The organism is Bacteroides sp. An51A (assembly GCF_002161565.1).
Taxonomy (GTDB): Bacteria; Bacteroidota; Bacteroidia; order Bacteroidales; family Bacteroidaceae; genus Phocaeicola; species Phocaeicola intestinalis.
Genome location: NZ_NFIC01000004.1, coordinates 246,481 through 269,921, shown reverse-complemented (window position 1 = coordinate 269,921; position 23,441 = coordinate 246,481). Strand labels below are relative to the sequence as shown.

General features: G+C 46.0%; 19 protein-coding genes and 1 pseudogene. 12 read left to right on the top strand and 8 right to left on the bottom strand.

Annotated elements, in window-relative coordinates:
- Positions 1-2 precede the first annotated feature (2 nt).
- From B5G04_RS09515 to B5G04_RS09485, 8 genes and pseudogenes are all read left to right on the top strand, one after another.
- Entirely contained in the window at positions 3-854 is an 852-nt protein-coding gene (locus tag B5G04_RS09515; RefSeq protein WP_343211169.1) for an MBL fold metallo-hydrolase, read from the top strand.
- A gap of 6 nt (positions 855-860) precedes the next feature.
- Positions 861-1,835: pseudogene (gene tyrS / locus B5G04_RS09510) on the top strand (tyrosine--tRNA ligase); the annotation flags it as partial.
- Positions 1,836-1,879: 44 nt separating this feature from the next.
- Positions 1,880-2,338, top strand: a complete 459-nt coding sequence (locus tag B5G04_RS09505) for a phosphatidylserine decarboxylase (protein WP_343211168.1) — start codon at positions 1,880-1,882, stop codon at positions 2,336-2,338.
- On the top strand, positions 2,335-2,544 hold the full coding sequence (locus B5G04_RS20725; RefSeq protein ID WP_343211167.1) for a phosphatidylserine decarboxylase: 210 nt from the start codon (positions 2,335-2,337) through the stop codon (positions 2,542-2,544). Before B5G04_RS09505 ends, B5G04_RS20725 begins: the two co-directional genes overlap by 4 nt.
- A 375-nt stretch (positions 2,545-2,919) precedes the next feature.
- Positions 2,920-3,708 carry a Cof-type HAD-IIB family hydrolase gene (locus B5G04_RS09500; protein ID WP_204247008.1) on the top strand — a complete coding sequence of 263 codons (789 nt, stop codon included), beginning with the start codon at positions 2,920-2,922 and terminating at the stop codon, positions 3,706-3,708.
- 50 nt (positions 3,709-3,758) lie between these two features.
- Positions 3,759-4,328 carry an AraC family transcriptional regulator gene (locus B5G04_RS09495; protein ID WP_239414070.1) on the top strand — a complete coding sequence of 190 codons (570 nt, stop codon included), beginning with the start codon at positions 3,759-3,761 and terminating at the stop codon, positions 4,326-4,328.
- Between the two features lie 80 nt (positions 4,329-4,408).
- Positions 4,409-6,622 (top strand): TonB-dependent receptor, encoded by a 2,214-nt coding sequence (locus B5G04_RS09490; RefSeq protein WP_087247951.1) that lies wholly within the window; start codon positions 4,409-4,411, stop codon positions 6,620-6,622.
- Positions 6,623-6,651: 29 nt separating this feature from the next.
- Positions 6,652-6,984, top strand: a complete 333-nt coding sequence (locus B5G04_RS09485) for a heavy metal-associated domain-containing protein (protein WP_087247953.1) — start codon at positions 6,652-6,654, stop codon at positions 6,982-6,984.
- 337 nt (positions 6,985-7,321) lie between these two features.
- On the opposite strand, the gene B5G04_RS09480 is transcribed toward B5G04_RS09485, so the two are convergent.
- The 5 genes from B5G04_RS09480 to mobV form a co-directional block, all read right to left on the bottom strand.
- A complete protein-coding gene (locus B5G04_RS09480) occupies positions 7,322-7,966 on the bottom strand; it encodes a hypothetical protein (protein WP_143270453.1) in 645 nt (214 codons plus the stop codon).
- Between the two features lie 2 nt (positions 7,967-7,968).
- Positions 7,969-9,474 (bottom strand): hypothetical protein, encoded by a 1,506-nt coding sequence (locus B5G04_RS09475; protein ID WP_239414069.1) that lies wholly within the window; start codon positions 9,472-9,474, stop codon positions 7,969-7,971.
- A gap of 24 nt (positions 9,475-9,498) precedes the next feature.
- Positions 9,499-10,191, bottom strand: a complete 693-nt coding sequence (locus tag B5G04_RS09470) for a hypothetical protein (RefSeq protein WP_087396940.1) — start codon at positions 10,189-10,191, stop codon at positions 9,499-9,501.
- Between the two features lie 3 nt (positions 10,192-10,194).
- Positions 10,195-11,439 carry a DarT ssDNA thymidine ADP-ribosyltransferase family protein gene (locus B5G04_RS09465; protein ID WP_087396938.1) on the bottom strand — a complete coding sequence of 415 codons (1,245 nt, stop codon included), beginning with the start codon at positions 11,437-11,439 and terminating at the stop codon, positions 10,195-10,197.
- A 308-nt stretch (positions 11,440-11,747) separates the two neighbouring features.
- Positions 11,748-13,040 carry a MobV family relaxase gene (gene mobV / locus B5G04_RS09455; RefSeq protein ID WP_087396936.1) on the bottom strand — a complete coding sequence of 431 codons (1,293 nt, stop codon included), beginning with the start codon at positions 13,038-13,040 and terminating at the stop codon, positions 11,748-11,750.
- Positions 13,041-13,203: 163 nt separating this feature from the next.
- Between mobV and B5G04_RS19800 the strand changes: the two genes are divergently transcribed.
- A complete protein-coding gene (locus tag B5G04_RS19800) occupies positions 13,204-13,398 on the top strand; it encodes a hypothetical protein (RefSeq protein ID WP_158100079.1) in 195 nt (64 codons plus the stop codon).
- A 222-nt stretch (positions 13,399-13,620) separates the two neighbouring features.
- On the opposite strand, the gene B5G04_RS09445 is transcribed toward B5G04_RS19800, so the two are convergent.
- The 3 genes from B5G04_RS09445 to B5G04_RS09435 all read right to left on the bottom strand — a co-directional run bounded on the left by B5G04_RS09445 (position 13,621) and on the right by B5G04_RS09435 (position 16,675).
- Positions 13,621-14,814: a primase-helicase family protein gene (locus tag B5G04_RS09445; RefSeq protein ID WP_087396933.1), complete on the bottom strand. Its 1,194-nt coding sequence runs from the start codon at positions 14,812-14,814 to the stop codon at positions 13,621-13,623.
- 269 nt (positions 14,815-15,083) lie between these two features.
- The gene (locus tag B5G04_RS09440) at positions 15,084-15,455 is read right to left on the bottom strand and encodes a hypothetical protein (RefSeq protein ID WP_087396931.1); all 372 of its coding nucleotides are present in this window, start codon (positions 15,453-15,455) and stop codon (positions 15,084-15,086) included.
- An 8-nt stretch (positions 15,456-15,463) separates the two neighbouring features.
- Positions 15,464-16,675, bottom strand: a complete 1,212-nt coding sequence (locus B5G04_RS09435) for a site-specific integrase (protein ID WP_204247010.1) — start codon at positions 16,673-16,675, stop codon at positions 15,464-15,466.
- Positions 16,676-16,956: 281 nt separating this feature from the next.
- Between B5G04_RS09435 and feoB the strand changes: the two genes are divergently transcribed.
- The 3 genes from feoB (at position 16,957) to B5G04_RS09415 (ending at position 23,067) form a co-directional block, all read left to right on the top strand.
- Positions 16,957-19,341 (top strand): ferrous iron transport protein B, encoded by a 2,385-nt coding sequence (gene feoB / locus B5G04_RS09430; RefSeq protein WP_087247955.1) that lies wholly within the window; start codon positions 16,957-16,959, stop codon positions 19,339-19,341.
- A 130-nt stretch (positions 19,342-19,471) separates the two neighbouring features.
- Positions 19,472-21,793 carry a hybrid sensor histidine kinase/response regulator gene (locus B5G04_RS09420; RefSeq protein ID WP_239414068.1) on the top strand — a complete coding sequence of 774 codons (2,322 nt, stop codon included), beginning with the start codon at positions 19,472-19,474 and terminating at the stop codon, positions 21,791-21,793.
- Positions 21,781-23,067, top strand: coding sequence for a sigma-54 dependent transcriptional regulator (locus tag B5G04_RS09415; RefSeq protein ID WP_087247957.1), 1,287 nt, complete (start codon positions 21,781-21,783; stop codon positions 23,065-23,067). The genes B5G04_RS09420 and B5G04_RS09415 overlap by 13 nt, the downstream gene beginning before the upstream one ends.
- The last annotated feature ends 374 nt before the right edge of the window (positions 23,068-23,441 follow it).

Sequence of the window (23,441 nt, the reverse complement as noted above, 5' to 3'; positions counted from 1 at the left end):
GTATGAGAAAGATTTTAATATTTATAATGGCGATAGCAACACTTATGTCATGCACAAATAGCACAAAAGAAATAATAGAATCAACAAATAAAATTCAACTGATACGAAATGCGACATTGAAGATTGAGTATGGAGGAAAGACTTTTCTTATTGATCCGATGCTTTCCGAAAAAGGAAAACTGAAATCAGTAATTGGTACAAACAAAAATCCGACCGTACATCTTACAATGTCAGTCGAGGAGATCATGAATGATGTTGATTTCGTGCTTGCTTCGCACTCCCACTTCGACCATTTCGACAAACCTGCCGCCGCTGCGATGGGTGATACGCTGAAATTATACGTTCAGCCTGCCGATAGCGTGTTTTTTCTGAATGAGTTCGGTATGACCAACACTGAAATCATCAATGATAAGATTACAGTTGGAGAACTTACGGTTTATCGTACCGGAGGCGAGCATGGGAAAGGTACAATCAAGGAGATGATGGGAGAGGTTTCAGGTTTCGTGCTGCAAGCCGAAAACCAACCGACTGTTTATATTGTCGGCGATTGTTTGTGGACGGACGAAATCAAAGCGAATATAGAGCGATACCAGCCTGATTGGGTTATCATCAACACGGGAGGCGCAATCATACCCGCACTTTCGCCGACGTTCGGAACTCTGACTATGAATGAAAAGGACGTGGTACGCATGATTGAGGAGTCGCCAGCTAAATGCCGGTTCATTGCCGTCCACATGGATGCCATCGACCATTGCCAGACAACACGCAGCATTCTTCGCAATGAGGCAGACAAGGCAGGCATATCGAGAGAGAAACTGATTATTCCGGCAGACGGAGAAACCATCAAATTATGAGACACTATGAATTTCGTTGATGAATTGAGATGGCGCGGCATGCTGCACCAACTGATGCCGGGCACAGAGGAACTTCTTGAAAAGGAACAGGTAACAGCATATTTAGGTGTCGATCCTACTGCCGATTCACTCCACATAGGACATTTGTGTGGAGTGATGATTTTACGTCATTTCCAAAAGTGCGGTCACAAGCCGTTGGTGCTTGTCGGCGGGGCGACCGGAATGATTGGTGACCCGTCGGGGAAATCCGACGAACGGAATCTTTTGAGTATGGAAACTTTGCAGCATAATGTAAGCTGCATCAAGAAACAGTTGTCGCGGTTTCTTGATTTTGATTCCGAGATACCCAACCGGGCAGAACTCGTAAACAACTACGATTGGCTGACGCCCATTTCTTTTTTTGAGTTTTTACGGGAGATAGGCAATCGGGTTACCATTAACTATATGATGGCGAAGGATTCGGTTCAGAAGCGTCTCAATGGAGAGGCTCGTGACGGTCTTTCGTTTACGGAGTTCAGCTACCAGTTGTTGCAGGCCTACGACTTTTATTATCTGAACAAGACGAAGAACTGCAAATTACAGTTGGGCGGCTCCGACCAATGGGGAAACATCACTTCCGGAACGGATCTTATCCGGCGTATCAGCGGGAATGCAGCCTATGGCTTGACCTGCCCTCTTATCACCAAAGCCGACGGAGGAAAGTTCGGCAAAACGGAATCCGGAAATATATGGTTGGATGCCCGATATACTTCTCCTGCCGAATTTTTCAATTTCTGGCTGAATGTCAGCTACACGGATGCCTGCCGTTATATCAAGATATTCACCACATTGACACAGGAAGATATTGCCGCTCTTGTCGAGGTTCACACCAAGGACAGTTCATCGAAAGCCATGCAGATGCGCCTTGCCGAAGAGGTGACGAAGATGGTGCACGGTGAGGAGGTATATGAAACGCTTTCTGAAGCAGTCAGAATCAAATCCTGATGGGACATACTATTACAAATAGAGACTTTTAATCGGAAAATATGAAAATAAACAAGGAAGGGTATCGGATAATTTGGGGTTCAGGAATCATTTTCCTATCATGCTGGCTGTTGTTTTATTACCTGTTTGTCAACAATCGCAGTACGATTATATTCCAGCTCTGTACTGTATTGCTGGTCGTTTTCTGGCTTTATATCATTACTTTTTTTCGGGAACCGAAACGTATCCGTATCAGTGACCCGTCGTTGGTCTTTGCGCCTTGCGACGGCCGTGTCGTGGTGATTGAAAAGGTGATGGAGGATGAATATCTGCATCGTGAAATGCTGCAAATATCGGTCTTCATGTCGCTGACCAATATTCACATGAACTGGTATCCTGTAGGTGGAACAATAGAATACGTTAAATATCATCCGGGGCGTTATCTTGTAGCTTGGTTACCAAAAGCATCTAAAGATAATGAACATACGACAACTGTTGTGAGAATGCAAAAGGTCATTTGATACTTTTCCGCCAAATTGCTGGATTTATTGCCCGACGGATTGTGTCTTATATAAAACTGGGATACGAGGCGGAACAGAACACGACTGCCGGGTTTATAAAATTCGGTTCGAGAGTGGATATTTTGCTTCCATTGGAATATGAGATATTAGTGGAATTAGGTGATGCAGTCGTGGAAAGTCAGACACCACTGGCAAGAGTTAGGTAAACTATAATATAATCTATTAGGTTTTATAAGTAACCGTTTAATAGTTTTTCCCAATGTGAAGCAAACAATAAGAATTGATCAAAGGTTACGGATAAAAAAATATCTTAATATTTTAAAATACATATTATCGGAATGGATTTGGCTTTTGTTTGTTTTATAAGCTAAATTGTGTGCGTATAATAACACGTATGTAATACATAATTGGTAGAAAAACAATTGACTTTAATAAAGTAGCTTGTATTGGATTTTGCATAGAAGAATGGCTTTTCATTAGTTATTGTGATTGACGGACTGAAAGCATCAAGTATGGAGATTGTTGATCTATTCTTCTACATAAAATAACTATTATTAATGAGAATAAAAACAGATTGCATAATGATAAAAGCTATATTTTTTGATATTGACGGAACATTGGTCAGCTTCAAGACACATCGGATTCCGCAATCAACAATAGATGCCATTGTACAAGCAAAAATGCAAGGCATCAAAATATATATTTCTACAGGGCGTCCTTTCCCGCTAATAAACAACATAGACGGAATCAAGCATCTGGTGGACGGCTACATCACCGCCAACGGAGCTTATTGCTTTGTGGGGAACAAAGTCATCTCTTGCCAGCCCATACCCGATGAAGATGTCCGTACCGTTATCAGGTGGGCAGACGAAAAGGACTTTGCCTGTATGGTGGTCGGCGAGAAAGACTTGGCCATGTACCGCAACAATGCATGTGCCGACCGCATATTCCGTCAGATGCTGGATGTCCACAATTTGCAGACGGATGTCCCGATAGAGCCTGTCCTCCGGCAGCGTATCCTACAACTCACTCCGGTGATTCCGAAAGATGAAGAAGAACGGTTGATGCCGCTGTTGCAGGGCTGCGAGTCCAGCCGTTGGTATCCCGACTTTGCCGACATCACGGCAAAGAATGTAAACAAGGGAAATGGGCTTCTGGCTATCGCAGCGCATCAAGGCATCAAAGCGGAAGAAACAATGGCACTTGGCGATGGAGGCAATGATATGTCAATTATCAAGCAGGCAGGCATTGGAGTGGCGATGGGAAACGCGAATGAAGCACTGAAAGCCGTTGCGGATTATGTGACGGAGCCGGTGGACGAGAACGGGGTTTACCATGCGTTAAAGCGTTGGGTATTTATGCCACGCTAATTTTAATATGTTTTGTAACCCGAATGCCTATTTAATAAACAACAGATATTATGGAAGGAAACACTATCTATATCAAAAATATGGTTTGCAGGCGGTGCATCCTGACCGTTTCCAATATCTTTAAGGAGAACGGCATCATGCCTGCCAGCGTTGAACTGGGTACAGTCGTGCTGTCTGAGCCTATTCCGGAAGGAAAGAAAGACTGCATCCGCCGCAGGCTTGAAGAAAACGGCTTTGAGGTGATTGATGACAAGCGGATGCGCGTTATCGAGCAAATTCGTATCGGCGTTATTGAGTTCGTGCGCCATCCGGAATATCAGGAGAAGATGAACTTGTCAGACTATCTGCAGGACAAATGCCGCAAGGAATACAGCGCGCTCAGCAAGTTGTTCACTGAGATGAAAGGCATCAGCATCGAGCGGTATTATCTTGCGCAACGAATTGAGCTGGTGAAAGAGCTGCTTGTCTATGACGAACTGACTGTCAGCGAGATTGCGGATAAACTGCATTATTCGAGTGTGGCTCATCTGAGCGCGCAGTTCAAGGCGCAGACGGGACTGTCTCCCACACAATTCAAGGCGATGAAAGGACATAAACTGAAACCGCTCGACGAGATATAAATCGTATCCATAATAATGTAACAGCCCGACCCGGCTTGCCGTTTAACTTTGCACACGGAAAAATAAAAGAAGACTTATTTATGAAAAAGATTTTAGTATGGATGTTCCTTTCCTGCATAAGCTGCGCGAACCTTTGGGCTTCGGACAGGACGGTCAAAGGTTATGTGCTTGACAAGGAGGGAACGCCTTTGCCCGGTGCATATGTGTATGATGCCGACAAGCATACGGCAGTTACGGACGAGGACGGCTATTTCGAGCTTTCCATACCGGAGGAGGTGAGGGAGTTGAAAGCCGGCTACGTAGGCTTCAACACCCTTACCTACACAATGGAGCGTCCCGATGACGTACAGATTCTGGTGATGAGCCAGAGTACTGAACTGGAAGAGGTGGTCGTCACGGCAGGAGGCATCGGAACAATCAAGAACCGCAGCAATGTGCTGAATACGGAAAGTGTGACTTCACAAGCTCTGACACGTGCCGCCTGCTGCAACCTCTCGGAGAGTTTCGAGACGAACCCTTCGGTGGACGTTGCCTACAGCGACGCCGTGACGGGAGCCAAACAAATCCAGCTTCTTGGACTGGCAGGTACATATGTGCAAATGCTCACGGAGAATTTCCCGAACCTGCGGGGCGTGGCTTCCACCTACGGGCTGGACTACATTCCGGGACCGTGGATGCAAAGCATACAGGTTTCCAAAGGAGCGGCTTCGGTGAAGAACGGCTACGAGTCCGTGACGGGGCAGATTGACGTGGAATATAAGAAACCGAAAGTGGCGGATCCGCTGCTGGTCAATCTTTTCGCCAGCAGTACGGGGCGTTACGAAGGAAATGCCGTGGGAGCCGTAGAGTTGAACGACCGCCTTTCTACCGCCCTGTTCCTGAACTATTACAATGAGAAGCGGACGCACGACAAGAACAAGGACACGTTTCTGGATATGCCGGAAATGCAGGCGTTCAGCGTAATGAACCGCTGGCACTACCAGACACCCAAGTTCGTGTCGCAATCGGGCATTAAGGTACTCGCAGACCGCCGTACAAGCGGACAGACCTCCCACACCTTACACGGTGACGAAGATTTTGCTCCCTATACCATTCATAACGATGCTAACCGTGTGGAGCTTTTCTCAAAAAACGGATTCATCATCAATCAAGACCGGAATGAAAGTGTGGCGGTTATCGCGTCAGGCTCGTACCACGACCAGCAATCGAACTATGCGGACAAGATATATAACGTATATGAATCGAACATCTATGCCTCCCTGCTTTATGAAAGCGAATTTGGCGACAGGCATAAGTTGGCGGCAGGATTGAACTACAACTGGGACAACTATGCGCAACGGGGCAATGTCATCGAGCGTTACCGTCCGCAGGAACGCAACGTAAGCGAGAGCGTGGCGGGTGCATACGCTGAATACACGTGGACACCTGTGGAGAATTTCACGTGGATGCTGGGACTGCGCGCCGATTACAGCACCTTGCACCATTGGTTCGTCACTCCCCGTATGCACCTCAAGTATGCGCCTGCCCCCTGGCTCGACTTGCGGGCTTCCGCCGGAAAGGGTTACCGCACCACCTTCATCTTTCCCGAAAACAGTTACCTGCTCGCAAGCAGCCGCACGTGGCACATCGCTGACGACCTGCATCAGGAAGAAGCGTGGAACTACGGCATCAGCGCGTCTTTCCATATTCCGGTGAAAGGCGAGGAACTGACCGTAAACGCGGAATGGTTCTATACGGATTTTCAAAATCAGGTGGTAATCGATATGGACAGGAATGCGCACAGCATCTATTTCTACAACTTGGACGGCAAATCCACTTCCAGCGTATTCCAAATAGACGCCACCTATCCGCTGTTCCGTGGTTTCACCCTGCTGGGAGCCTACCGCTGGATGGACGTGGAATGCACGTATGGCGGCAAGACCTTGCGCAAACCGCTCACCAGCCGTTACAAAGCTTTGGTTACGGCATCATACGAAACGCCGTTGAAGAAATGGCAGTTCGATGTGACTGTCCAGTTCAATGGCGGGGGACGTATGCCGACACCCGATGCGGAACGTCCGTTATGGGGCAGCACCTTCCCGTCGTACACCCAACTGAGCGCACAAGTTACGCGCCGTTTCCGCCGGTGGAGCATCTATGTGGGTGGAGAGAACCTGACAAACTATAAGCAGAAGAACCCGATTGTATCGGCAGGAGACCCGTACAGCCCGGATTTTGACGCTACAATGGTATGGGGACCAACAATGGGCTACAAACTTTATGCGGGCATCCGCTACAACATACCCAAGATGTAACAAACAGAACTAAAAATAAATAGAAGACAATGAGAACAAAAACAATCATGCTGACAGCCCTGTTTTTGCTGGGATTGTCATCCGGCGTTTCGGCAAAGGACGTGAAAGAAAACAAGAAGGCAGAAGTGACATTCCTCGTGTCAATGACTTGTGAAAACTGTCAAAAACGCATTGAGGATAACATTTCTTTCGAGAAAGGGGTAACCGGACTGGACGTTAACCTCCCGCAAAAAACCGTCACCATCGAATACCGCAAGGACAAGACTACGCCTGACAAACTGAAAACAGCCATTCGTAAATTAGGATATACTGTGACACCGTTCCATAAGACAAAGGACAACTCAAAAGAGCCGTCAAAATAGAGGATATAGTATAAATACGGCTTTGAATAAAATAAATTGAGCCATTGACAAGGCGAAAGGAGTATTGGTGTAAAATCTTGAACGGTGCTTGAATTCTTCAGAAAGTACCGTTCGTTTTTTATATTAAAATCCGATAAACGAGTAGGAATAAATTAGAAATAAGCTACTTATAAGCTTTTCTCAAAGAACGAGGTAATGAGTTGGCAACTATCTCAAATTCTGCAATTTGCGGTATATTTCCACCATACAACTCGTATAGATTGCAAAGTTACACAAAAAAGTAGCAATAGGAAACTTTTGAAGTAATTTTCAAAGATGCCCTATTGCCACTTTCCAATTATTCTATGATACCAGGTTTCGGGATTATGTGTATAACAAATCGTTGGTTATCTTTATTCCCTCTAACATCAGGTTGAACTCTAAATTTGCTTGATTGTCCACTTCCTGAAATTAAGACCTCACAATTGCCAAGTGAATCGAACTCAATACCGTTACTTGACCAGAATTTAATTAGAGCCAATGCTCTTTCATAGCTGAGCTCATAATTTCTTGTATAATAATCTTTTGACGATTGTCCTTCTATGATAAGCATGTATTGAGCTTCTGGAATTTTGCTTTTTGCACTATTCATAAAACGGACGATTGCCTGACCTGCTTTTAATAACTTTTCAAGTTGTTCTCGCTCTATATCATGGATATTAGAACTATATGTATTAAAAGAGACTTCAATGTCTTTTAATGTATGCCTCTTGAATTGCTCATCGTATGCGAAATACTTATTATCTATCTCTTTAATCGAGTTATTTAGTTCTTCGATTTTTCTGAGCTGTTCCTCTTTTGCATTGACCTCTTTGTCTAATTGGGCATTAATGCCCTTCATTTTGACAACACACACTATAAATAGGACAAGCATAATGAAAAATAGGCTTGTCATGAGGTCAGAATAACTTAACCAGAAAGTATTATTTCTGTTTCTTGACATAATTATTTTCCTTCTTTAAAGCTCTTAATAGATTCTGTCATTGTTTCTATAGCCTTAAGAATAGACTTGTTTAACTCTATATTTTCAAGTTGAGCGTTATGATAGTCTGTTCTCAAGTTTAAAATTTCACCTTTCATATCCTTATAACATTCCGCTTGAACTTGCGTATATTGTACCATTGTATCAAGCACTTCTTTCAGTTTATCAAATGTATCAAAGAACTCTTTGTTGTTTGTGACAAAATTCTGAATGTATTCTGTTGATGCTGTAAGTTGTGTTGACAAACTTTCAGAAACGTGTTTCCCTTCAGACATAAGCAAATCAAATTCCTTTCTCCAAATCTCCCTTGCTTCTGCCCCTGTCGGGAAATGGGTCGTTATTGCTTCTTGAAACTCCCGCTGAAGCTCGGCAGTTTTATTCTGATTACTTATAACAATGGAAAGTCCCGTAGAGAAATTTTCGAATTTACCAATTAAAGTTTGTATTTGATTTATAACTCCTGATGCATTGGCTATTGTCGAATTGAGTTGTTCTTGGTATGTACGGAAAACAGCTAATGAATCGGCTGAATCTTTTAATTGCATAAAGGTTTCTGCAATTTTATTAGCGGTTCGAGTTAAACTCAATTTGTTTATTTCCGCTAAGACTAAATGCTGTTTCTCCAAATTGTCGTTTAATAATTCAGCAGAATCGGCATAAGCATCTAAATTCCTTCCAAATTTATCTACAAAGTGTCCTAATACTCCCTTTAATGAATTTAGGCTTGAAGCCATACTATTTGATAATAATGGCATCAATTCACGTCTTAGGAAATTCATATAATCTCCTTTACCGTCGTCACATTTGCTTGCAGCAGCCTTATATGTTACAGCACTATTATATACGGTAAAACCTAAGCCTAATAAACTTGCACACATAGCTGCAACTATGCCGTATAATAAATGCTGTAATCCATTCAAGTTATTCGTGTTACCAAAAATTTGGTCAAAATCAACACCTAATAATCCTGTAATAATTCCTATAAAAGTGCCTGCAAGTCCTAAATATAGAGGAACATTAAGGCTATTTTGTATTTCATCCTCTAATGTTTCTTTTTGACTGTCACATATATCTTCTAATACTCCTAAATCAGCACTTGTCCCTGTATTTTTGCACAAGTACTCATTCGTACGATTGATAATCATTTTAAATTTCTTATTGGAAGACTTACTCCCACCTTGAAAAACAATAAGTGATAAGTCTGTATAATCTTTGCTTTCATCACCGTTTTCATCATTATGTCGTGGTGGAATGCTTTGCAAAAATTTCTGTAGAGATTCTTTATTCCTTAGTACACTCGGTGTAATAGACGTTTCTTTTAGCGACAGAGTGTCAACATCTTCAAACAAGCTATCAAGTTCTTTAATTTTTCCTTTTGTTTTAAGAAAACTACGAATTTGAAATATGATAACAGCTGCTACAACAATGACTGCGATAATTAAACCGATGTATTCTTGTATTATTTCCATTTTTACAGATTCTAATTGTTAAACTTACTCTTCAAACGGGATTTTATTTTGTACGCTTTTACGTACTTTTACCTTACGTTTTAGTTCTTTCTTGAATTCTTTCTCCCTAATCTTCTTCGCATCCATTTCTTCCTGTGTCATTGGTTGGTAACCCTCTATGCCATTAGGATATTTTCCGTCAATGTATAATTTTACCAAACCTGCGTGTGACAATGGCTTTGAAATATCTCGAAAGTCTATATTTGTATTATAATCTAATAATACAATATCTTGAATTTTGCTTTGCGCTTTTATTCTTTCTATTACATGATGAACTTCGGGAACATTATCTAACACCCATTTATATGTTGGAAGATAAATAAGCATCCTTGCTTCAAAGTATCCCAATAACTCTTTACTATAAGCTCCTTTACTATGTCCTTTGGGCATTCCATATTTTCGTACAGTCCGTTTTAAATCTCGCATTGTATCATTTTTGAATGTCGCAAAATCCACGCCTGCATTCTCAAAGACTTTTAGTCCTTGCCAGACCGCTTCGACACAGGTTGCTTTTAATCCGTCAGTAAAAGGAATAGGTATATTTCCATGTGGATAAAACGGACTCAATATTTTTGCATATCGCGTCTCTGAATTAGAGGTAATATCCAGTATTACAGCATTAGGATATTCTTCCTTTATTTTTTCTAATTTCCTTTTTTTGCTTTCTATATAAATCATAACTCAAAAATTATCAAGATTTACAATATATTTCTTCGGGACAAATGTCTTTACCATGACTTCAGCCTGATGAGGCTTAAAATCATCATCGTCTTTACGGACATAATTCCTTTTAGTAGCGTTAAAATTAACCCTTTTCAAATCATCTAATTCTCCTCCGTGAGTATGAAGTTTATCTGCTGCATTAATATCGGAAAACAGTGTACCTTTTAATAAGGCAACATCTACTTCAATTTTTAGAATGACTATATCGCTCCCCGATTGTTGTAAACGATAAGCCATAGGATGGTCATTACAAAAGCTCAAACGAACATAGTCTTCTAAACCATATTTTTTATCTAACTCTTGGGAATCATAATCACCACCTTGACACGGAATAGTTATATTGTTTTTCTTGCAATAATGCCAAGAAAATAAACCTCCATGCCGCTTAATGGATGGAATATTTCGTCTATCCGTAAAATGGTATAGGTATCGAATACCATTGTTGTCCAATATTTGTTTGAAATCAGACCAATTTTCTTTTCGCTCAGTAGACAGAACCTCTAATCGTTCCTTTTCTGCTAATTCTGCTTGTTCTTTCTTTCTGGCTTCTTCGGCAAGTCTATTTGCTTCCTGTTGTTTCCGAATTCGTTCTTCTGCTATTCTTTTTTCATTCTCAACCCTTTCCTTTTCTTCTCTTTCTCTTTTCCTACGTTCTTCTTCCTCTTTGCGTTTTTGTTCTTCAGCTAGCTTAACAAGTCTTTCATGTTCTAATTCTCTTTCTAATTCAGATAAAGACTTTTGTATATCCGTGTATCGTTTTCTTATAATCGAATCTTTTATACGCACTATTTCATGCGTAATTTCATCCATTATTTGCTTTGCCTCTTGGAACTTTCGCTGAGCTATAAGGGTTTCAAGTTTATCTAATAATGATTTTGTTCTTTCCTCTCGTACTTTTAATTCATGTGCTTCTTTTCTTAATCTTTCATCTTTTAAAGTTTGGAGAGAAGGTATATTTTCAAATTTACGCGGAGAAAAGACGCGAGTTTGTAATTCAACTTTTCGGGGAGGAATATTTAAAGAATACCAATCAGTTGGTGATTGTTTAAGTTTGTTCCTGTTTTGCTTTACACGTTTCTCCCTTTTATCAAGTTCGTCATAAAGCGACTTAGGTGCAGATGGCTTGGGCTCACCATTTACAAGGGGTTCAGTTGGTGAACTGTCATATAATCCAAATAGTTTTTTAAGCCATTTAAAAATCATATCATATACCTTTTAACACGAAGCGTGGAACTGTATGCCACACTCTTACTTGAAGGTCGTAGGAAACCTTGGATACAGATGTAACAATAGCAGCCCACGCTATAGCGTGAGAACCACTATGCTATCCTTGTATCCAATTTGAAAATTTCCTACGTTTTCAAGTACAAGATAAGCATAACGCTTCTTCTTTTTCTCGTATGTCGTGGAAAGAGTTGCCTCAATCCGGTTACAAAGATAGGGGATTTTTGTGATAATCCCCTATCTTCTAATACTTTTATTTGCTTTCGGAATAGATTTTTGAGTTCATCCTATATTTTCAGCCCTTTATCCTGTCTTGTCGTTGCAATCCCTAAACCGTTTCTCCATTCCTTCGCTTTCTGCCTGAACCATTGCACAAGTGGTATATCATTTACGCATATGTGGTAGTGTCCTTTCCTGCTCTTGTCCTCTTTAAATGAGAAAACCGCATTTTCATCACGGAACTTTCGGTTGAATTCGGGAGAATAGAAATCACCTTTCAACCTAACTTTCTTCAACTTGCACAATTCTTGGATTACCCTTTCAGAGAAATGCAAGGTGTTTCGGCAAAAGTCAATCAATGGAAGCAGCTTCTCCACATGAGGGAAATAACGCTGTATCCTGTCCATATACTCATTGAACTTGGTGCGTTCTTCCCTATGTGTCTGTTCCATTGTTTCAATATTCCGTACCAATTCTTCGTTCTGACTTTCAAGGGCGGATATGCGTTGCTGCAATTCCTCCCTTTCCGCTTTCAACTTATTGCTGCCCAAAAGGGAGCTTACCTTTGCCACGAGTGCGGCTTTCGCCTCGGTCTTGGCGGCTTCCAGCTTCTCCGACTTGATTTCCTTTTTCACTTCGTCAAGCTGCCGTTCCGCCTGTTGTTGTTCGGTCTGCAACTGCCGCACATTAGCTTCAAGCTCTCCCGTCTGCCGTTTCAGGTTACGGTAGTATTGGGCGGTGGTGGTGTGCCGTGCTTCCGAACCACGGACACCACGCTGCAAGCCATATTTCGCCATTGCCTCTGCATAGCTGTCGTGGTAGGCAACCAGTTTCTCACGTGTCAGTAGGTCATCGGCACACAGGCGCACGGCGTTGGCTTTCTTGCGGTAAGTGCGTTTGGCGTCCGCCTGCTTCTTCTTGGCTTTCCTGCGCTCACCCGTCACTATCGGTACGACCGTAGCATGGATGTGCGGCGTATGCTCGTCCATGTGTAGCACCGCCGATACGGTATTTTCCCTGCCGAATGTGCGGTGCAGCCATTGCAGGTTGTCATCGCACCATTCGGCAAGCCTTCCCTCGTCTTGTACTCTCACCATGTCCTCGTGCGTACCCGAAAGCACGATGCGGATTGCCCTCACTTGGTCGGGCGTTATCTTCCGCCTAATGCCCGCCATGCGGATGCGGTGGCTTATTGCCTCGGTACGGTCTGCCACGCCATCGGGGAATTGCACCAGCTCACGGTTGAGGTGGGTGCGTGTAGGGTCTGCGTTCTTGGGCGTTGTCTTGCGTTCTATGTGGTCGGATGCGCCCGTGTCAGCCGACCCTTTCGCCTTGTTGATTTGGATGCTGATATATCCCATTCGTTTCTTGTTTTTGAGGTTGTACAAACTTGTTTGTCGGTGTCCGTCTGCCTGCGGTCATAGCCTCACGGGGCAAACGGGGGTGTCCAGAGGGGTGCAACCCCGCTGGCTCATTGGGGCGTTTTTAGCATTAGCGTCAGCGGTGCGTGAAGAAAACGCCCTAATGAGCTATGGCTTTTCGTTCCCAAAAGCCTGCGGCGGTGTCGGCGGTGATGTCGGCGGACATTGGTCGCCTTTTTCTTTTCGCCAGCCTTTTATGATATTCCGTGCCGTTGTGCCGTCACGATTGCCTGTCGGCACATGGGCATACAGGCAGGGATGGTGCTGCCGTTCCCACAGCGGACTTGATAAGGGTTGAAATTCCGATGAATTGATGATTGTATAGTCTAATATGTTGACAGCTAATAGAATAGCATTTCATCAGCGTCTCATCAAACGGCTCGCCAAAAGAAAAGTGATGTATGTGGCTGCATCCGCTTTCTCTTTTCATCAGCCAAATACTTTTGTTGAGCGTTTGATGAGTATGTAAGTTACTGTTATTCTTTATGTTTATATATACTTTCATCATTTCATCAAAATATCAAAGCATTTCCAACTGCGATTTGCTTACCGTATAGTAGCGTCCAATCCGTCTGACGGGAGAGTAACGGCATTCACGGTTGTAGTCGTATTGGTAGGTGGTGTAAGAAAGCGAATTGGATGCAGGAACCAGCTTCCAACACTCCTGCACCACTTTCCGAACCTGCGACTTTTCCACCTTGACTTGCGAGCAGACGAGCAACGGGATAATGTCATTAAGACAAAAAGAAACAGACTCAACATCCACGCTTGCCATGATGTCAAGCAGCAGTTCCGCCATCTCAATCTCCAGCCTATTACGGTTGCTTCGGATTATCTTCCGTAGGGCATCCGTTTCCAGCAGCTTCGGGTTGAACCACATGCGGCTCTCCTTCTCGGTGGATAGCTGTCTGTGTTGCAGGAAATGCAGAAAAGCGGGTATCTCCGTTTTCAGTTTTTGCAGGAAGTCGGTATCGTCACTTTTGAGCGGCACAATCTTCCGTACCCAATAGCGTGTCTCTCCTGCGTCAATGATGACGGGCAGGTGCTCGTTGTTGGAGCAAAGCACGAACTTGGCGAAGAAGCCTATCTCGTCACGGTCCTTGCCTTTCGCCTCTACCTTGTAGGAAAGCGTGGTGCTGAGGTTCTTCAACCGCTCGCTATCCTCACGGCGGTTGAGCAACACTTCATCCACCATGATGAGCAGCTTGCCCGCCCAATCGGAATTGAACTGGCTGCGGAAGTCCTCGTTGGTGTTGAACGTCACGTTGTTTTGGAAGATAGCTTTCAGGAAATTCAGGAACGTACTCTTGCCCGTGTTCCTCTCTTCGGACACGAGCAACAGGATGGGCAGCTTCTGTACGGGGTAAAGGTAGAGCAACTGCAAATAGTCCATGCCCAACTCGTACTGTTCGCCGAAGATGTGTTCCGCCAGCGAGCGGATGCAGGGGAAGTCGCCCTGCACGGGAACATGGCTTATCGGCTCGTAGAGGTTGAGGAACTTGCCGACTACGGACTTGTAGCCCACATGGTCGGGTACGGTGCAGAAGCCGTCATATTTGGGGATGCCCGCCATGTAGTCCTTGCCGTAGTCCTGCCGTAGGGTCTCGGAGTTCCATGCGATGCGCTTCCTCACATAGCCGCCGTTAATGCGGGGCTGGTTCACAATCTTGTAGAGCGTTGTGCCTACTCGGATGAATTCTTCTTTTTTATCCATGTTTATAATACAGTTTTAGTGCCGCCGACACCTTGTCGGCAAGCGGGTTGAACATGGATGCAAAGCTATGGCAGGACGACTAAAACCTTGATAAGTAAAACGATGCAGAACGGAGCAAACGAACCGAAGCAACAAGAAAATGCAGCAGGTTGGTCAACCTCAACCTTAAAATGGCGAAAAGAAAAAGCCCGAAGAAGCGAAAAATCTCACTTCTTCGGGCTAAGGGTATTGTGTGAATGCACGAACGTATTGACACGCAACCGCACTCGCTAACACTTACACGATTGCTTGCAGCCTAATGAGAACCAAAGCATTTGCCTTTCTTTTCGCAAGCACAACTTTTCCAACAGGGCATTACGCACCCTTGCGGCATTGGGTGTGTTGATACGGAAAGCGAGTGCCACGACCATAGGCAAGGCATACACATCCGCATAATAACCATTGGGCAGTCTGATGCGCCTTTCCACTTCGCAAGGCTGCAACACTCCGCTTTTGTACACGGCTCGAATTACGGCACGAAGTGGAGGGGCGATTACATCGAACAGCCTTACCAATTCCATTTCGCTCATCCATATATAGGCGATATCGGACGGTACGGCAATCCTGCCGTACTCGTCCACTGTGATTGTTGTCCGTTTCATAGGCTGTGCTATATGGCAAAACGTCCGTTTACCTTGCTCTCAAAGGCGGATATGTCGTTTTCAAGTTTCGTGTTGGTCACCTTCGCGTAAATTTGCGTGGTTGTGATATTTGTGTGACCTAAAATCTTGCTCACGCTTTCTATCGGCATACCGTAATTGAGAGCCAAAACAGCGAATGAATGACGGCTTAAATGGAATGAAATCGGCTTTTCTATCCCGCATTTCTTCGCCACGGCCTTGATACGCTTGTTCACCATGTCAAGCGAGCCGATATTGAAAAGCCGCTTGTCTGTTCTGAACGGCTCGTAGCGTTTGATAATCTGCATTGGGATGTCCATCAGCTTGATTTGGAACGGTACGCCCGTCTTTTGGCGTTTCGACACAATCCACGGTGTGCCGTTCATCTCCACGATGTTGTCAGTGGTCAGGTTCTTGATGTCCGTGAACGATATGCCCGTCCAACACCCGAACAGGAACAGGTCTCTTGCCAATGCAAAGTTGGGATTGTCCAGCTTGATTGCGCCCAATGCCCGCATCTCGTCCTCCGTGAGAAAGCCACGCTCCTTGTGGTCGGGGTCAACGTGGTACATCGCAAACGGGTTTCTCGGTATCTTGCCGTTGTAGTGCGCCGTGGTGACGATGTGTTTCAACGGTATGGAGTATATCCACACGGATGATTGCGCCAGCCCGACCTCGTTGCGCAGGTACAGGCAATAGTCACGGATGAAGTCCTCCGTCAGTTCGTTCATCGCCATATCCGTCCGCTTGTACTGCCGCTTGATGAACTCCGCCACGTATTTGCGGACGGTCAGGTACTTTTGGTATGTGCGCTTGGAGCGGTCTTTGCCCACCCGTTTGGCAAACGCCTCGTTCTCCTTGTCAAAGGCACGTAATAATGTTTCATATTCCGTGCCGATGCCTTGATAAGCATTGCGTACCATTTCTGCCGTTACAAACGCCTCACGGTCGGAAAGCCGCTGGTAGTGCTTTGTTATTTGCGCCTTGATGTTGTCAAGCGCATAGTTCACCGCCACCGCCTCGCGGCTCTTGCCTTTCGCCCTATTGCCTTTGGCATCCCATAAATCTTTGGAGATGCGCTGTTTGCAACTGAACTGTGCGATAGTCCCGTTGATTGTAACCCGTCCCATGATGGGGACAATTCCGTTCTTCTCCTTGCTTCCGTTTACATAGAAGACGGTCTTGAAAGTACTCCTCATAATCCTACTTTTTTGTTTGATGCAAAATTAGTCTATGGGAGTTGCAAAGGCAGAATGTAAACCTACGCAGAACGCAGAAATAGAGACTATTAGTGTTAAATGTGCATTCGGTGTCGGGTAATGGTTTGGAAGTGCATCTGTTGCTGCAATCCGCCCAAATCCGTTTTTCCGCCCTTATGCCATTTTGAGCCACACGAAGCCAAACTCTCTGACCGTCAGTGAGAATGCTCAAATTCGCTTTATTCTGCGTTTTATCCTATTATTTTATTGTAAAAGTAGCAAAAATGAGATTATCTGATTTACATACGGGCGAAAACGGGATAATTGTCAAGATATATGGTCGTGGCAGTTTCCAAAAACGGATAACTGAAATGGGATTTGTATTCGGGAAACGGGTAAAAGTCATATTGAACGCGCCGTTGCAAGACCCGATAGAATATGAGATTATCGGTTACAAGATTTCGCTGCGGCGGGAAGAGGCGGACAACATCGAAGTAGTGAGTGAAAAAGAAGCTAAGAACTTTGTACATAAGCAAAGTCAGGAACTCTCTATTGATGCCTCTCATTGTGATGACGTTCCATTTCTTGAAAAAGAAATGGAACGCATGGCGGCCGAACGGAATCATTCGATACGAGTGGCATTGGTCGGCAATCCGAATTGTGGAAAAACATCCTTGTTCAACATCGCTTCCGGTGCGCACGAACATGTCGGGAACTATAGCGGTGTGACCGTAGATGCCAAGGAAGGGACATTCGAGTATGGCGGCTATCGGTTCACCTTGGTGGATTTGCCAGGCACATATTCCATTTCGGCGTATAGTCCCGAAGAACTTTACGTACGCAGAAGCCTTGTAGAAGAAATCCCGGATATAGTCCTCAATGTGGTGGACAGTACCAATCTGGAACGTAACCTTTATCTTACGACACAGGTCATTGATATGGACTTACGGGTAGTGATGGCCTTGAATATGTATGACGAATTTCAAGAACGAGGTGACAAGCTGGACACAGAACGACTTGGGCAATTATTGGGCGTCCCAATTGTTCCAACCATCAGCAGGACGGGAGAAGGAATAGACCGATTATTCGACACCATCATCCATGTGTATGAAAAGAAGCAGCCTATATTGTGCAGGCACATCCACATCAACCACGGTGAAGAACTGGAAACGAGCATCCGCCGCATTCAATTGCTTATCCAACGCGACGAGGGCATCCGCCACAAATATTCTACCCGTTTCCTTGCCATCAAGTATTTGGAGAGGGACAAGGACATCGAGAATGTAGTGGAAAGCCTTCCTTGTCGAGATGAAGTCATTACGACCCGTTTTGAAGAACAGAAACGCATAGACGGATTGCTACATACTTCTATGGAAACTGCCATTGTGGATGCAAAATATGCATTTATCCAAGGCGCATTGAAAGAGACTTATTGCCCTGCGTCCTCGAAAGAGCCATCCAAACGGACAAAAACAGACAAAATTGATGCAATTGTCACTAACCGTTGGTTGGCATTCCCATTGTTTTTCTTCCTGCTCTATCTGATCTTTCAAGGTACATTTACTTTGGGCGAATACCCGATGGAATGGATTGAATGGTTCGTAGGGCAATTCGGTGATTGGATTTCCACATATATGCCGGACGGGATGCTAAAAGACTTGGTGGTGGATGGCATTATCGGCGGCGTAGGCAGCGTATTGGTGTTCCTTCCCAACATCATGATACTTTACCTATTCATCTCCTTGCTCGAAGATTCGGGCTATATGGCACGTGCCGCTTTCATTATGGACAAAATCATGCATCGCATCGGATTACACGGCAAGTCGTTCATCCCTATGATCATGGGATTCGGTTGCAATGTCCCGGCTGTGATGGCAACACGCACCATCGAGAGCCGGAGAAGCCGGCTGATAACCATGCTCGTCATTCCATTCATGTCGTGTACTGGACGTTTGCCTCTCTATATCTTGATGACAGGACTATTCTTTCCCCATTATGCCAGCATGGTTTTATTAGGGCTTTATGTGTTGGGCATCCTTGTGGCGGTATGTTCGGCGCACATCATAGGGTGGTTCATCAAGGAAGAAGACCTGCCTTTCGTAATGGAACTTCCTCCATATCGGATACCTACGGTAAAATCCGTTTTCCGACACACGTGGGAAAAAGGCAAACAATACCTACATAAAATGAGCGGCATCATATTGGTTTGTTCCATTATCATTTGGTTTTTAGGATATTTTCCTCGTCATGACAGCTATTCTACAGCTGCCGAGCAACAGGAAAACTCTTACATTGGACATATCGGCAAGGTCATCGAACCCCTGTTCGAGCCTTTGGGCTTCGACTGGAAAATGAGCACCAGTGTTTTATCCGGTATCGGGGCAAAGGAACTGGTGGTAAGTACGCTTGGCGTCATGTACAGTGCAGAAAACGAAGAAGCCGACAATAACATTAATTTGCAAGAAGCTCTGCAAAAGAACATCTCTTCTGCTGCCGCACTTGCTTATATGGTATTTGTACTACTTTATTTTCCTTGTATAGCCACTTTTGTAGCCATTAAACAAGAAAGCGGCAGTTGGAAATGGGCTGTATCTTCCGCCGTCTATACGATTTGTGTGGCATGGATGATAGCCTTTATAACGTATAGATTAGCTATGAGCTTAATATAATGCTAAAAAAATAATGATTAAAGCAATATTTTTGATATTGACGGAATATTGGTCAGCTTCAAAACGCATCAGATTCTGCAATCGGCAATAGATGTCATTTTCTAACCGAAAGCGCAAGGTGTAAAGATATATGAAATTTGAACAGAGGTTACAAGAAAAGATTACATTCGGATATGTTGTCATGTTTATTATCGGAATAAGCATGGTTTCTATTTTGGTGCATGAGCGCAAACGCATCAGGGAAATAGAAGCCGACACGGAAACCATCCGGCAAGTGCGCCGTGTCATCAGCGACACCCACCAGCGCATCACCCGGCTTGCGCTGCTGGGCGAGGGTGTTGTTGGCTGGGACGAAACGGATTACCACCATTACCATACCCAGCTCTTGCGCACCGACAGCCTGCTGCAAGCCATGAAACCGCTCTGTCGTGAATACGTGCGCCCGGCACAAATAGACACGCTCCGCTCCCTCTTGGCGGACAAGGAAACCCAGCTACGGCACATCATGCAAGCAATGGAGCGGCAGGAAGAGGCGGACAGCCTCTTGGTAAACCACCTGCCCGAAGTGGCACGTAGGGCGACACGTGTCCGCACCATAAAACAGAAGAAAAACGGACTGGCCGGCTTCTTCGGCGGCAAGAAGACCGTACAGGTACTGCCTTCAGCCAGGGAACTCCACGCCTTCAGCGACAGCCTAACCGCCATGCAACAGAGACAGGCGGCTGAGATGAAAGCCTATGCCGACAGCCTGCGCATCCGCAACCGGACGCTGAACAGGGAACTGGAGCGGCTGATACGCGACCTCGACACGCAGGCACAGACCGCCTTCGGACATCGGGAACGGAAGATAGCTGAAGCACAGGCATTGTCCGTGCGGCTGTTCACTATCACCATATCCGCCGCCATTGTCCTGCTGTTCTTGTCCTACCTCGCCATCCATCGGGAAATGAAACGCAGCGGCAACGAAAGGAAGAAACGGGAAAGCCTTATCACTGAACTGCAAAAGAGCAATGATACGAACGAGAAGCTAATCAAGCTGCGACGCAATCTCATCCAGAACGTCACCCACGAACTGCGCACTCCCCTGACCGTCATCGGCGGCAACGCCGAGCTGCTGCTGAACGACACGGAGGCAGACAACCGTATGCGCCACGCACAGACCATCGGGGATGCCGTCGGGCGCATGGCGGGAATGATAAACAACCTTTTGGTGTATTTCCGGCTGGACAGCGGCAAGGAAACGCCAAGCGTCAAGCCTTTCAAACTGCGCTCCATCGCCGAAACATTGGAAACGGAGTTTGCTACATTGGCGAAGAATAAAGGACTCAACTTCAAGACAGCAAGTGAAACGGACGAGATTGTAAGCGGCGACAGGAACCGGATTATAAGCATTGGCGGCAACCTGCTCTCCAACGCCATCAAGTTCACCCGAAGCGGTACAGTCACATTAAGCACCGGCTACAAGAACGGCATATTTACTTTGACGGTGGAAGACACCGGCACGGGCATGACCGGAGAACAGCAGGCGCGGATATTCATCCCGTTTGAGCGGTTGGGCAACGCCGTGACGGAGGACGGCTTCGGGCTGGGGCTTGCCATCGTAGCCGACACGGTAAAGCTGTTGAAAGGGAACATCACGGTGGAAAGCGAGCCGGGCAAGGGAAGCCGCTTCACCGTCAGCCTGCCGTTGGCAAAGGCGGAAGAAATGGCGGCTGCCGAAAAGACGAACGTCGGACATTCCACGCTGTCCGACTGCTCCGTACTGGCGATAGACAACAACGGGATGCTGCTGGACATGATGAAAGAGATGTACAGGCAAAACGGTGTGGATTGCGACACTTGCCAGACAGCAGGAGAACTGACAGACCTGATGCGCACAAAAGATTATGACCTGTTGATAACCGACCTGAAAATGCCGGAGGTGAACGGCTACGAGGTGCTGGAACTGCTGCGCACATCGGAAATAGGCAACTCACAAACCATCCCCGTAGTGGCAGCCACCGCCGGAGGCTATGTGGAGAAAGAAGAACTGACGGGCAAAGGCTTTGCCGCCGTGCTGTACAAGCCCTATTCCATAGACGAACTGCTGGCGGTGACGGAAAGCTGCATCAAACGGAACAAAGCAAACAGCATAGACCTCTCATCCCTGCTCGCCTTCGGCGACAAGCGGCGCACGTTGGAAAAGCTGGCGGCCACTACACAATCCGACATGGACGAAGTGCGCAAGGCGGCGGAAGCGGGGGACATGGAAGCATTGGATTACTGGGTGCATCACCTGAGAAGCTCGTGGATGCTGATAAAGGCGGAGCAACCGTTGGCGGCATTGTACGAGGCAATCCACAAGGAGGACATACCGGATGAAAAGGTGCAATCCGCCGTAAATGCGGTACTGGCACAGTGCAGACTGATTGTTGATTCGGCAAGAAAGGAGGCGGAAAGATGGGACGGGTAATCGTAGTGGAGGACAACATCATCTATTCCGACTTTGTATGCCGCCTGCTGGAAAGCAAGGGATACCCAAGCGTCAGTACCTCCACCTGCAACGGCGCACGGAAACTGTTTGCCAAGATGAGGGAAGATGACATCATTCTGGCTGACCTGCGCTTGAATGACGGTGACGGTATCAGTCTGCTGGAAGAACTGCGGAAACAGGGCAGGAACAATCCCTACATCGTCATGACCGACTATGACGAGGTGCCCACCGCCGTCCGGTCAATGAAGCAGGGCGCAGAGGACTACATCCCGAAAAAGCTGATTGAAGCCAACCTCTTCCCGCTCCTGAAAACCTTGCGGAAAAGGATGGAGCGGCACGATACGCCCATCCATGAGCGGCAGAGCGCGGCTTTCCGGGAGATAGACCGCAAGATAAGGCTGGTCGCCCCAACCAACATGAGCGTATTGATATTGGGCGAAAGCGGAACGGGAAAGGAACACATCGCCGAGAAAATACATACGATGAGCAAACGGTCGGCGGGGCCCTTTGTCGCTGTGGACTGCGGTCTGCTTTCAAAGGAACTTGCCTCCTCCACCCTGTTCGGGCATGAGAAAGGGGCGTTCACGGGAGCCGAAAGCAAGAAACAGGGATTCTGGGAGGAAGCCGCAGGAGGCACATTGTTCCTCGACGAGATAGGCAACCTTCCGCCGGAAGTGCAGCAGATGCTGCTCCGCGCATTGGAAGCCAAACGGTACAGACCCACGGGAGGCAGCAAGGACAAGCAGGCTGACGTGCGCATCATCGCCGCCACCAACGAGGACTTGCAGGCAGCCATCGCCGAAAAGCGTTTCCGTCAGGATTTGTTCCATCGGATAAAGGAATACACATTGAACATACCGCCGCTGCGTGAGTGCCGTGAGGACATCATGCCTTTGGCAGATTTCTTCCTGAAACTCTCCAATGAGGAACTTGACCGGCAGGTGAAAGGCTTTGATGCGGAAGCAAGAAAACAACTGCTCGCCTATGCATGGGGCGGCAACGTGAGGGAACTGAAACGGGTCGTGCGCATGGCGGTGCTGCATACCGAAGGCGATACGGTCACGGCAGACACGTTGGAGTTCGATGAAATACCGATAGCGGATGACGCTTCGCTGGCTTTGGACGACATGGAGAAGAAACAAATCATCCATGCGCTGGAACAGGCAAAGGGCAACCGCAAGTTGGCGGCAGCATTGCTCGGCATCGGGCGCACCACGCTGTACAACAAGCTGAAAGCATACGGGATAGAATAGAAAACAGTAAAAAGATGAAAGGAATTACAGGAAAAAGGCTACCTTTCGATAAGGTAAGCGGCGTTTCGGCATAAAAAACAATTGATTTGTTTTGTTCTGCCCTAAACTTGCATTACCTTTGTAGCAACATTTGAGAAAAGTCGGGTGCGGAAAGTAAAAAAATCCGTCCGATGAAAATATAGTATAGAATAAGACCGCAAGGCGCATCTGGTGAAAATCTGGACAATTGGAACTATGGAAGGCGATTGCGTGATGCTTATGCTATGCCTCGGCATAGCGTGCAGTCACGTACATTCCGTAGAGGCAGTCCAGAGCCGTCACCAGAAAGTAGTGTGATTTGCACGCTATTTTCGTATGACGGCTTTCGGTCGCAA